The organism is Aeromicrobium piscarium (assembly GCF_007421815.1).
Lineage (GTDB): Bacteria > Actinomycetota > Actinomycetes > Propionibacteriales > Nocardioidaceae > Aeromicrobium > Aeromicrobium piscarium.
Genome location: NZ_VLNT01000027.1, coordinates 20,349 through 31,726, shown reverse-complemented (window position 1 = coordinate 31,726; position 11,378 = coordinate 20,349). Strand labels below are relative to the sequence as shown.

The following is an 11,378-nucleotide window of genomic DNA, read 5'->3' as shown; positions in this document are numbered from 1 at the left end:
CTTCGGCACTCCCTCGCCGGCAAGCCGACGGATCAACGCCCAGTCCTCCATAGTGATCACTCTCCGATCGTCGTGAGTGTTCACTTTTCAAGCGTCACAACTGTCCAGTTTTCGAGCGTCGTCGACAAGACCCCCAGACCGGCATTCCACAACCGTTCGTGGTGCGCGCAGATGTTCCGAACCCGCACGTAGGCCCGAAGCCACGATCCCAGCAGCGGATCGGTGAGGCCCAGAACCTCCGCGATTGCCGTGCGGTCGGAACGGTTCTTGAGATTTCTATAGAGGCGCGACAACTGCCCGATCGTCAAGGTCTCGATCATCAGCCAGGACGGCGGCAACTCGGGAGCCCCGTAGGTGGTCAGGTAATGCTCCAACGCGGAGCGATGAAAGAGCGTTCCCGTCGAACTCTCCGGTTTCTCCACGAGCTGCCGTTCACAGGTCTCCCGGATCATTCTCATGAGCTCCCGGTGCTGCGCTGAGCCGCTGAAAAGCTCGGCATCCGTGTACCAGTGGGGCCCTCCCCGGTTGACTGCCATGTGATCGGTGATGGAGGCTCTCACCGCCACCTCGACCCGTTCCAAGGCGTCGAGCACGAGAAGACGCAGCTTCCGGTCGAAAACATAGAGGTCGAGCACGTCATCGAAACGCGCACCCTCACGAAATCGATGGTCGGTCCCCTGGATTTGAAACGGAATGGTGTAGGGCGAGAGCCGGTAGTAGCCGATATGTCGCAGGTACCGTGCAGCGCGGTCCTCGTCGGGCAGCTTCAGTCCGCGTCGTCGCCACTGACGAATCTGCTCCTCATGAGACAAGGCGGGCTTTCGGTATTCACCCGATCCTCGCGATCGCCTCGCACGGGTCATAACGATCGACCGTACAAGAAAAAATCCCCCAAGTGCGCTTCTTCGAGAGGCGTGGGGGATGTAGCGCTGACGACTTTAGCAGACATTCGCACACCAGTGGAAAGTTTTCCAATGGTGTGCGAACAGAAGGCCGCCGTAGACGCGCGTCGGAGCGAGTAGCGCGTCTCGAAGGACCGCGCGAACCCCTAGGATCGACGGGTGACCAACCCCCTGCTTCCCCCCGCTGCGCGTTCGGCCGGTCGCGTGTTCCTCTGGGTTCTGGCCGTGATGGCGATCATCGGGGTGCTATGCGCGGCATGGCTCGGTGTGCGCGGCTATCTCGCCTACGGACACCTGCGCGATGCGGAGCGGACCGCGCAGCAGATGCGCGAGCAGATCACCGATACCGAGGCGACCGCATCCCACGCGTCGAGCCTGGCCGAGGACACCTCGTCGGCCCGCTCCCTGACCTCCGATCCGGTGTGGCGTGCCGCCGAGCTGCTGCCGTGGGTCGGCGATCAGATGAACGCGGTGGCCGAGGCCACCGCAGCCGTCGACGATGTCGCGTCGTCGGCGCTGGAGCCCTTGGTCGAGGTGGCCCAGGATTTCTCGATGGACGATCTGCGTCCCACCGGCGGCCGCGTCGATGTCAGTGGCTTGGCAGGTCTGCACGAGGTGGCGGCGTTGAGCGCCGAGCGGGTGGGAGCCGCGACGGCGCGCGTCGACGCGATCGACCGCCGCACGCTGCTCGGCCCGGTAGCCGAGCGCATCGACGGCCTCGGCGATCAGCTGCGTGCGGCCGGAGCCGGCGCTGACGCGGTGAGCCGTGCCTCCGTCCTCGCGCCGGCGATGCTCGGCCAGGACGGGCCGCGCGAGTACCTGCTGGTCTTCCAGAACAATGCCGAGTGGCGGTCGCTGGGCGGCATCGTCGGCGCGACGGCCCTGTTGCGCACGGACGGCGGGACGCTGTCATTGGAGGATCAGGCGTCGTCGAGCGACTTCTCCCGCTACGACGAGCCGGTCCTGCCGCTCGATGAGGAGCTGCGGCAGATCTACGAGGATCAGCCGGCCTTATGGATCCAGAACGTCACCCAGGTGCCGTCGTTCCCCACCTCCGCGCGCCTGGCGCAGACGATGTGGGAACGCGAGCGGGGCGCCCGGGTCGACGGGGTCATCGCGATCGACCCGGTGGTGCTCTCCTATCTCCTGGAGGCCACCGGCCCGATCACTCTGCCGACGGGCGATGAGATCAACGCCGACAACGCGGTCTCCCTGCTGCTCAACGAGGTGTACCTGCGGTACGAGGTCCCGGCGCAGCAGGACGAGTTCTTCCAGGCGACGGCCGCCGCGGTCTTCGACGCCGTGAGCAGCGGCGGAGCCGATCCACGCGAGTTCCTCGATGCGCTGACACGCGCCACCGCCGAGCATCGGGTACTGATCTGGAACGAGAACGAGGATGATCAGGCCGTCCTGGACGGCACCGGGCTGCAGGGCCTCCTACCGGTCACCGACGACCAGCGCACATCCTTCGGGGTGTACCTGAACGACGGCACGGCCTCGAAGATGAACTACTACTCGCGGTTGGAGTCGGGGGCGAGCTGGTGCACCAATGAGGCCGGCGGCACGGATGCGCTGCTCCAGGTGACGCTGCGCAATGACGCGCCCGCCGATGCGGGGTCGCTCCCGCGGTACATCACCGGTGGCGGCGTAGTCGTGCCTCCTGGAGTCACCCGCACGGTCGCCTATCTCTATCTCCCGGAGGGGGCCGAGATCGTGTCGGCGACCGACTCGAGCGGCGCGGGTGTCGGGCAAGGCACCGACAGCGGCCGGCAGGTCCTGACGTGGGAGACCAGTCTCGCCCCCGGCGAGGACGCCTCGGCCACGGTGCGCGTCAGCACCCCGTACACCAATCGGCTCGACGTGGTGACGACGCCGACGGTGCCCGGCGCATCGACGACCATCGCCCCCGCCTGTGGCACCACCGAGGCCGACTGACCTGATAGAACGACGAAGCCCCCAGGTCATCACGACCTGGGGGCTTCGCTCAGTCGAACCGAGTAGCTCAGCTCTGCAGACGCTGGCGACGGACCGCCACACCTGCGACGCCGAGTCCGGCGGCGAGGAGCCCCGCACCCGCGAGGAGCGCGATGGTGGAGCTGTTGGTGGAGCCGGTGTCGGGCAGGCCACCGTCGCGGTCGCGGTCTCCGCCGCCACCGCCGGAGCTGCCGGCCTCGATGAGCGCCTCGGCGCTGGCGCCGGACTCGGAACCGACCGCGGTCAGCGTGTAGGTTCCCGTGGCGTTCTCCGGGAGCGTGACGGTGACGCTGACAGCGCCATTGGCGTCGGCGGCCTTGGCGGTGGAGGTGCTGTTCACCACGGTGGCGAGGGACGCGAGCGAGCCGCCGGCGGCGTTTTCACCGGTGAGGGTGAAGGTCACGGTCTCGTTCGCCTGGAAGCCGGTGAACGGGATCACGGCGCTGCCGCCGGGGGCGATGATCACGGCGCCGCCGGCGGGGCCGCCGGGCGTGTACTCGGCGTTGGCCGCGGCGGGCACGAGGACGAGGGCTAGTGCCGCGGCGAAGGCCGCGGCGATCTTCATACGGAACTTGGTCATAGTCGTACTCCAACCGGTACTGATGGCTTGGTGGAACCCGAGAGTCTTACTTTCCCCAGGCGTTCATTCGGTCAAAGGACGAGTTCGAGGGAGTCTCGCACCTTCTGAGAGAAACCTTAACGACCTTCTGTCGCATATCGCAAGTTGAACGGCGAGAACAACACCCGTGACGTGACTCATATCACAGACATGTGAAGGTGGTCATTCAGGTGAGGCCTGCCCCTCCGGTGTCGCCTGTGGCCAGCAGGGCGATGAGCCCAAGGCTCACATAGGAGGCATTGAAGGCGACGTGCATGACGAGGGCGCTCCAGATGCGGCCGGTGAGGAGCACGAGGAGCGCACCCGCGAGTGCGACGAGGGCGATCGAGGCCGGGCCGCTCCAGTGGTCGTCGAGCGCGTCCGTGAGCAGGTGGGTGAGCACGAACAGTGCCGTGGTGATGAGCGCGGTGGCAGTGCCGGCGGCGAGCCGGGAGCGGCTGGCGCGGCGGAATGCGGTGTAGAGCGCGACGAGCAGGAGGCCGTGGAAGAAGAGTTCCTCGACGGCGGGTGCGACGAGCGCGGGGGCGAGCACGTCGGTCCACCATGAGTCGGCGGTGGGCCAGGTGGTGAGCGGCGCCATCCATCCCGATATGACGCGGAGTGCGAGGCCGAGCACGATCCCGAGGAGGAGGTCGTGGGCCCGGAATCGCAGGAGCCCTCGGGGAATGGATCGTCGGAAGCCGATGACGACCGGGGCGAGCATGACGAGCCAGATGAGGCCGGGCACATCGGGTAGGAGGATGGCGGCGGCGATCCCGGCGGCGAGCGCGGCGATGGCCCAGGCGACGAGGTCCCAGTCCCAGGCCTGGGTGGACGTGCCGCCCTGCAGCCAGACACGGCGCGGACGGCCGGATCGCGAGGAGCGGCTGCGTATCGGCTCGCCGGTCACCACTCCGTACGGATCACTCACAGCCCAGACTCTAGGCGACCGGGCCCTAGGCGACGAGTGGTCGGTAGCGGGTGTTGCGGATGGGCGTGGTGGATCCGGGTGGGTAGAAGTCGGGGAGCCGGTCGCGTGGGTTGATAACCACGCGCCATCGGGTGTGGTGGATCTTGTGGTGGTGATGGGCGCAGAGCAGGACCCCATTGTCGATGCTGGTCGGTCCGCCGTCCGCCCATGGCCTCACATGGTGGGCTTCACACCAACTCGGTGGTCGGTCGCAGCCCGGGAACGCGCAACCCCCGTCCCTGAGAGCCAACGCGCGTCGTTGTTTCTCGGTGTGGAGCCGGTTGCTGCGGCCGAGGTCGAGGGGGACCGAGTCGCCGTTCATGACCACCGGCAGAATGCCCGCGTCGCAGGCGATCATCCGCAGTTGTCCGGCCGAAACATGGGTGCCGTGGTCGGTGACGCCGGCCTGGTCGGTGCGACCACGCAGGGCGTCTTCGGTGACGGTGACCATGAGCGTGGCGGCGACGCCGCCGTGGTTGCCGTAGCCGTCCTTGGGCAGGTGCCGCAGCACGTCGCAGAACGCGCGGCCGAGCTTCTCCGGGTAGGCCGGCTGATCGAGGTTCTCGTCCGCCGAGCCGATCTCGGTCTGCTGGCTGTCAGGGCCGCCGCGGTAGCGCGGTGAGGTCTTGGACTCCAAGACGGAGCGGAGCATGTCGCCGGTGAACGCGTCGATCTCGAATCCGCCCTTGACCATGCCAGCATCATCGGGCCGGGTCATCCAGAAGCTGGCCCTGCGCCGCGCTGCCTGCTCCTGGCGCGTCAGGGCGCGGTCTTCGATCGCGTCGGCGCGGGGCTTGTCGACGACCTCGACCGCCCGCCGAGCTTTACGCCGCAACTGCTCCAGGCTCATGCCCGGTGCCGCCTCGGCCAGGTCACGTTCGATGATGCCGCGGTCGGCCGGGGACAGGTCACGGGGAAGATCATCCATCGCGCGGGCGACCACCTGGGCCTTGTCGGTGGACATGCCGGGCTTGGTCAACTGTCCGGCCAGCACCGGCGCGGTCTCCAAGCGCTCGGCCAGCTGGCGCTGCCGGGCGGCGTCGCGCCGGGTGATGCCGGAGGTCTCGGCGATCAGAGCATCCATCGAGGTCGCGGAGGTCTGCTCGTGCGCCTTCTTGCGCGTGCCCTCAGCTGTGACCGCGAGGAGGAAGGCCTGCACCTCCCGCAGGATCGCCTGCCCCACTCGATGCGCCTCCACAAGCTCACCCGCATCCAGCCCGGCGAGCCCCTCACGCGCAGCAGCAATCGCCGCCGGACCACCGGCCAGACGATCCACCACCACACTCATCGGAACCTCCACATGTGTCGAACTGATGTTCCCATCATCGCAGGTCCCACTGACAGGTCCAGCGACTTTCCACAGGCCCTGCGAGAAGGCGCTCGCGAGTCGTCTCGCCGCGGCCTACGGCCCAGGGCGATGTGATGCGATGGCCTACCATGGCAGTGATGGAGCCCAGGGTCGCTACCGCGCCGCCGCTCGCGGAGCAGGTGTACGAGCTGATCATCGACGACATCTGCAGCGGCGTGATCAAGGGTGGCGAGCAGCTTCGACAGGAGGCCATCGCCGCCCGCTTCGGCGTGTCCCGGCAGCCGGTCCAGCAGGCGATGGTGCTCCTGAAGCGCCACGGCCTCGTGCGTGAATCCGGTCGACGCGGCCTCGAGGTCGTGCCGATGGATCCCGCCTTCGTCAACCATCTGTACGACATGCGCGAGCTGCTCGATGTCCACGCCGTGAAGCTGTCGGCGGGCTCCTTCGATCAAGACACCGACCTGTCGGCACTGAACGAGATCGTCAACCGGGGCGTCGAGGCGGTTGAGGCCCGGGCGTTCTCCGAGATGGTCACCGCCGACGCGGATTTCCACATGTTCTTCTATCGCCTGACCGGCAACCCCTTCCTACTGGATACGGCAGTCCTCCTGAGCCAGAGCATCCGTCGTGTCATGACGGAGGTTCTCGCCCGCGGCGGCGTCCCGGACTGGGTCTGGGAGGAGCATCAGGCGATCGCCGAGGCCGTCATCCGGGGAGACATCGACGAGGCCGGGCACTGCGCTCACCATCACATCGAGCACGGTCGCTCGATGATGCTCGAGGCGATGTCCTGCACCTGAGCGCCCCTCGCCGTCGTCGCCGCGACGACCCCTGACACAACACCCCTGCCGTTGATCATGAGCTGCCCTCCTCCTCTTGCGTTCTGAATTCAGAATGCCCTACGGTGTGACGCGGACCACTCTAAGTGCCGCGAAGGAGCACCATGAACAACCAGCCAGAAGCCCGCGAACCGTCGGCGACGTCTGCCACCGTGGCCGGGCTGATCGCCGATTTCCTGACCGAGAACGGTGTCCGACGTGTCTTCGGCCTCCAAGGCGGTCACATCCAGCCGATCTGGGATCAGCTCGCCCGCCGCGGCGTCCAGATCGTCGATGTCCGCCACGAGGCGGCCGCCGTGCACATGGCGCAGGCGCATGCCGAGCTCACCGGAACGCCGGGGGTCGCACTGGTGACGGCGGGACCGGGCGTGACGAATGCCGTCACCCCGGTCGCCAATGCCTCGGTGGCGCGGACCCCAGTGCTGCTGATCGGCGGGTGCGCCCCCGGGCCGCAGGCCAATATGGGCGCGCTGCAGGACATCGACCACGTCGGAATGATGCGCCCGATCACCCGCCGGGCCCGGACCTTGCGCGAGCCCGATCAGGTGCTGCGCGAGATCAGCGAGGCCTGGAGCGTGGCGCTCGGCGACGGCGGATCACCAGGTCCGGTCTATCTCGAGATCCCACCCGCGGCGCTGCGTGCAGCACCGCCAGCCGGTGTGGTGCTGCCCGAGCACGTCCGCCGAGTCGGGCCGCGTCGCGTGCGGGCCGACGGCGCCGCTATCGACGCACTCGTGCAGGCGATCGGCTCGGCCGACAAGATCGCCGTGATCTCCGGACGCGGTGCCCGCGGCACCGGAACCGAGCTCGCCGGCTTCCTCGACGCCACCGGTGCGGCCTACCTGGACACGCAGGAGAGCCGAGGACTGATCGATGCCGCCCATCCCGCCTACGTGGGCGCGAGCCGCTCGCGGGTGATGGGCGATGCCGACCTCGTCGTGACGCTGGGACGGCAGCTGGACTACCAGCTGGGCTACGGATCTCCGGCGGTCTTCCCGCACGCTCGCTTCGCCCGGTTGTCGGATGCGACGAGCGAGCTAACCGACAATCGCCGCGGAGAGGTGGAGATCCTCGCAGACATCGCCTGGACGCTCGCCGATGCGACCGCGGCCCTGACCCGCGCTGGGCACACACCCGACACCAGCTGGCGCGACGAGCTGCGCGCCTCGCACGTCGACCGCTCCGAGCGACACCGCGCGGCGCTCGCGACCGCTCCCAGCGGCTCGGACGGCCGGATGCACCCGAATCGGATCTTCGACGCACTCCACGATCTCAAGCTGACCGACCCGATCCTCATCGCCGATGGCGGCGACCTGCTGAGCTTCGCCCGGCTCGGACTTCAACCAGGAACCTATCTGGATCCAGGGTCGCTGGGCTGCCTCGGCGTCGGAGTGCCGTTCGGCGTGGCAGCCGCCCTGGAGCATCCCGACCGCCCCGTGGTGTCCGTGAACGGTGACGGCGCCTTCGGCCTGAACGCGATGGAGATCAACACCGCCGTCCGGCACGGCGCGAGGGCCGTGTTCGTGGTCGCCGACAACCAGGCATGGAATATCGAGCGCTTCGACCAGCAGGAGAACTACGGGCTGGTCGCCGGGACGGAGCTCGGGCACGCCGACTACGCGGTCCTCGCCGAGGGCCTCGGCGCCTTCGGCATCCGCGTGGACGACCCGGACGACCTGGTCGCGGCACTGCGCAAGGCGATGGACAACGCACCGGCCGTCGTCCACGTCGACGTGAGCCGCGACGCCGTCTCGCCCGATGGAGGCAAGGGCTTGGGGTTCGTGCCCGAGTACCAGGCACTGACCCCCTGGGACGACCGCGAGATCGATCGCCGCAACCTCCCCGACCACGACTGAGCACCCGAACCGAGAGGACACATCCTGATGACGATCCAGTCCCTGGACACCGCAGCACGTATGGAGCAGTGGGGCTTCCCCGCGCGCTACGACGACACCTACTTCCCGTCGGCGGACTCGCCGTACTGGTTCCCCGAACGCGAGACGATGGACCCCGAGCTGCGCCAGCAGGCGGTGCTCGCCCGGCTGCGCGAGGTGATGGAGTACGCCGCCGCGACCTCGCCCTTCTACCGTCGCAAGTGGGCCGAGGCGGGTCTGGAGCCCGGCGACATCACCTCCTTCGAGGCCTTCGAGCAGGTACCGGTGGTCACGAAGGCCGATCTGCGTCAGTCGCAGCTCGATCATCCGCCCTTCGGCGACTACCTGTGCGTCCCCGATGAGCAGATCCATCACATCCACGGCACCTCAGGCACGACCGGCACGCCGACGGCCTTCGCGGTCGGTCGCGACGACTGGTCCGTGATCGCGAACAACCATGCCCGCATCCTGTGGGGCATGGGAGTGCGCCCCGGGGACACGGTGTTCGTGGCCGCCGTGTTCAGTCTGTACCTCGGCTCGTGGGGTGCGCTGGCGGGTGCCGAGCGACTGCACTGCCGGGTCTTCCCCTTCGGCGCGGGAGCGCCGGGAATGACGGCGCGAGCGGTGCGGTGGCTCGCCACATCGCGGCCGACGGCGTTCTACGCGACCCCTTCCTACGCGCTACGGCTGGCCGAGGTGGCCGCCGAGCAGGGCATCGATCCGCGCGAGTTCGGCATCAAGGTGATGTTCTTCTCCGGCGAGCCGGGGGCCTCCGTGCCATCGGTGCGCTCGGCAATCGCCGAAGCCTTCGGTGCGACGGTGATCGATTGCGGGACGATGGCCGAGATGACGCCGTTCATGAGCGCGTCGGCCACCGCGGGATCACCCGAGGGGATGCTGCTATGGCAGGACATCGTGTACCACGAGGTCTGCGATCCGAGCACCTATCGCACGGTGCCGTTCGGCAGCGAGGGAACGCCCGTCTATACGCATCTGGAGCGCACGTCTCAGCCCATGATCCGGCTCGCGTCAGGGGATCTGACGCGCTGGGAGATGCGGGAGAACCCGTGCGGCCGTACCTACCCGTGGCTGCCGCAGGGCGTGTACGGGCGCATCGACGACATGCTGCACATCCGTGGCGAGAACGTCTATCCGACGGAGATCGACAACGCGCTGCGTGGTTTCAGCGACTACGGCGGAGAGCACCGGATCATCGTCACGAGGACCGGTTCGATGGACGAGATGCTCGTGCGAGTGGAGCACGCGCCGGCTTCGGGCCACTCCTCCGGGGAGGAGTTCCAGGCGCGGGTGGCCGGCGAGTTGCAGTCGGTCGTCGGCCTGCGCGTCGGGGTGGAGGTCGTACCGGCGCGGACCTTCGAGCGCACCGACCACAAGGCCCGACGGGTCGACGACCAGCGCAATCTGCGATGAGGGGTGACGATCATGACCACTGCTGACCAGCGAGATATCGACGTCGACCGCCTGTTCCGTCGGGTGACGCTCCGGCTCGTGCCGTTCCTGTTCATCTGTTACGCCGCGGCCTATCTCGACCGCGTCAATGTAGGATTCGCGAAGCTCCAGATGAGCTCCGATCTCGGTTTCAGCGACACCGTCTACGGCCTCGGCGCGGGTCTGTTCTTCGTCGGTTACATCCTCTTCGAGGTGCCGAGCAACACGATCCTGCACCGCGTGGGCGCCAAGCGGTGGATCGCGCGGATCATGATCTCGTGGGCGATCATCTCCGGGGCGATGGCGCTGGTGACGAATCCGACGGCGTTCTACGTGCTGCGCTTTCTCCTGGGCGTCGCGGAGGCGGGCTTCATCCCGGGGATCCTCTACTACCTGACGCTCTGGTACCCGGCGCATCGCCGGGGGCGGGTGTTCGCCTACTTCTTGGCGGCGATCCCGGTCGCATCGATCGTGGGCGGGCCGTTGTCCGGGTGGATCATCGAGTCGATGGACGGGCTGCTGGGGCACTCGGGGTGGCGGTGGATGTTCGCGATCGAGGCGCTGCCGTCGCTCGTGCTCGGATTCGTCGTGCTCATGTTCCTGGACAACTCGGTGAAGTCGGCGAAGTGGCTGACGGACCGCGAGCAGGCGGTGATCCTCGCGGAGGTGGAGCGGGACCGCGAGCGGTCGTCGACGTTGCATCTGTCTTTCATGGCGATGCTGCGCGACCCGAAGATCTGGCTGTTGTCGGGGATCTATCTGTGTGTCGCCTTGGGCATCTACATCGTCAGCTTCTGGTTGCCGACGATCATCGCGGGGACGGGTGTCGAGAGCCTGTTCGCCATCGGCCTGCTGACGGCGATCCCGTACAGCTGTGCGGTGGCGGCGATGATCCTCAACAGCATCCACGCCGACCGCACCGGTGAGCGTCGTCTGCACGCCGCGATCCCGTGCCTGGTGACGGCCGCCGGGCTCGTGGTCACGGCGCTGGGCATGGGCAACACGGTGGTGGCGATGATCGGGTTGTCGCTGGCGGCGGCAGGCGCGTCGACGACACAGGCGGCGTTCTGGACGCTGCCGTCGGCATTCCTGGGTGGCGTGGCGGCGGCCGGCGGTATCGCGCTGATCAACTCGGTGGGCAATTTCTCGGGTCTGCTGAGCACCTCGCTGGTGGGGTGGTTGAGCGATCTGACCGGATCGACGATCTCGTCGTTGTACGGGATCGCGGTGCTGCTGGCGGTCGGCGCGGCGCTGCTGGCGAGGCTGCCTGCCCATGTGGTGGATGATCCGAGCCGGGTGGCGCGGCTGGAGAAGGAAAAGGCCGGCGTGGGCAGGCGCTGAGCCACAGGCCCTCGGCGGCTCGCTGGACGTGACCGATCCCGGTGACGTCCAGCGAGCCGGCGACGCGTATCGGCGGCTATCTGGTCCAGATGCCGGCTGGGTGGCGAGGGAGGCGCCGAGTG

At 67.9% G+C, this 11,378-nt stretch carries 9 protein-coding genes; 5 read left to right on the top strand and 4 right to left on the bottom strand.

Annotated features, from left to right (window positions below; translation table 11 throughout):
• Positions 1-80: 80 nt before the first annotated feature.
• Positions 81-863 (bottom strand): Abi family protein, encoded by a 783-nt coding sequence (locus FNM00_RS17780; protein ID WP_143914876.1) that lies wholly within the window; start codon positions 861-863, stop codon positions 81-83.
• A 198-nt stretch (positions 864-1,061) separates the two neighbouring features.
• Here FNM00_RS17780 and FNM00_RS17775 point away from each other — a divergent pair, with 198 nt between their 5' ends.
• A complete protein-coding gene (locus tag FNM00_RS17775; RefSeq protein ID WP_221933808.1) occupies positions 1,062-2,837 on the top strand; it encodes a DUF4012 domain-containing protein in 1,776 nt (591 codons plus the stop codon).
• Between the two features lie 67 nt (positions 2,838-2,904).
• Here the strand turns inward: FNM00_RS17775 and FNM00_RS17770 are convergent, their stop codons facing one another.
• The 3 genes from FNM00_RS17770 to FNM00_RS17760 form a co-directional block, all read right to left on the bottom strand.
• Positions 2,905-3,456 (bottom strand): LPXTG cell wall anchor domain-containing protein, encoded by a 552-nt coding sequence (locus FNM00_RS17770; RefSeq protein WP_143914875.1) that lies wholly within the window; start codon positions 3,454-3,456, stop codon positions 2,905-2,907.
• A gap of 205 nt (positions 3,457-3,661) precedes the next feature.
• Positions 3,662-4,405 (bottom strand): CPBP family glutamic-type intramembrane protease, encoded by a 744-nt coding sequence (locus tag FNM00_RS17765; protein WP_185973232.1) that lies wholly within the window; start codon positions 4,403-4,405, stop codon positions 3,662-3,664.
• A gap of 25 nt (positions 4,406-4,430) precedes the next feature.
• Complete coding sequence (locus FNM00_RS17760; RefSeq protein WP_143914873.1) at positions 4,431-5,732, bottom strand: HNH endonuclease signature motif containing protein; 1,302 nt, start codon at positions 5,730-5,732, stop codon at positions 4,431-4,433.
• Positions 5,733-5,890: 158 nt separating this feature from the next.
• Here FNM00_RS17760 and FNM00_RS17755 point away from each other — a divergent pair, with 158 nt between their 5' ends.
• The 4 genes from FNM00_RS17755 to FNM00_RS17740 all read left to right on the top strand — a co-directional run bounded on the left by FNM00_RS17755 (position 5,891) and on the right by FNM00_RS17740 (position 11,256).
• Complete coding sequence (locus FNM00_RS17755) at positions 5,891-6,553, top strand: GntR family transcriptional regulator (protein WP_185973231.1); 663 nt, start codon at positions 5,891-5,893, stop codon at positions 6,551-6,553.
• Positions 6,554-6,696: 143 nt separating this feature from the next.
• Positions 6,697-8,448 (top strand): thiamine pyrophosphate-binding protein, encoded by a 1,752-nt coding sequence (locus tag FNM00_RS17750; RefSeq protein ID WP_143914871.1) that lies wholly within the window; start codon positions 6,697-6,699, stop codon positions 8,446-8,448.
• A gap of 27 nt (positions 8,449-8,475) precedes the next feature.
• The gene (locus FNM00_RS17745) at positions 8,476-9,897 is read left to right on the top strand and encodes a phenylacetate--CoA ligase family protein (RefSeq protein WP_246065229.1); all 1,422 of its coding nucleotides are present in this window, start codon (positions 8,476-8,478) and stop codon (positions 9,895-9,897) included.
• Between the two features lie 12 nt (positions 9,898-9,909).
• Positions 9,910-11,256 (top strand): MFS transporter, encoded by a 1,347-nt coding sequence (locus FNM00_RS17740; protein ID WP_143914870.1) that lies wholly within the window; start codon positions 9,910-9,912, stop codon positions 11,254-11,256.
• Positions 11,257-11,378 lie beyond the last annotated feature (122 nt).

What these genes read in the sequence shown, in the direction of transcription:
- FNM00_RS17780 (WP_143914876.1), bottom strand. Translation starts at nt 863, where the DNA reads ATGACCCGTGCGAGGCGATCGCGAGGATCGGGTGAATACCGAAAGCCC.
- FNM00_RS17770 (WP_143914875.1), bottom strand. Translation starts at nt 3,456, where the DNA reads ATGACCAAGTTCCGTATGAAGATCGCCGCGGCCTTCGCCGCGGCACTA.
- FNM00_RS17760 (WP_143914873.1), bottom strand. Translation starts at nt 5,732, where the DNA reads ATGAGTGTGGTGGTGGATCGTCTGGCCGGTGGTCCGGCGGCGATTGCT.
- FNM00_RS17755 (WP_185973231.1), top strand. Translation starts at nt 5,891, where the DNA reads ATGGAGCCCAGGGTCGCTACCGCGCCGCCGCTCGCGGAGCAGGTGTAC.
- FNM00_RS17750 (WP_143914871.1), top strand. Translation starts at nt 6,697, where the DNA reads ATGAACAACCAGCCAGAAGCCCGCGAACCGTCGGCGACGTCTGCCACC.
- FNM00_RS17745 (WP_246065229.1), top strand. Translation starts at nt 8,476, where the DNA reads ATGACGATCCAGTCCCTGGACACCGCAGCACGTATGGAGCAGTGGGGC.
- FNM00_RS17740 (WP_143914870.1), top strand. Translation starts at nt 9,910, where the DNA reads ATGACCACTGCTGACCAGCGAGATATCGACGTCGACCGCCTGTTCCGT.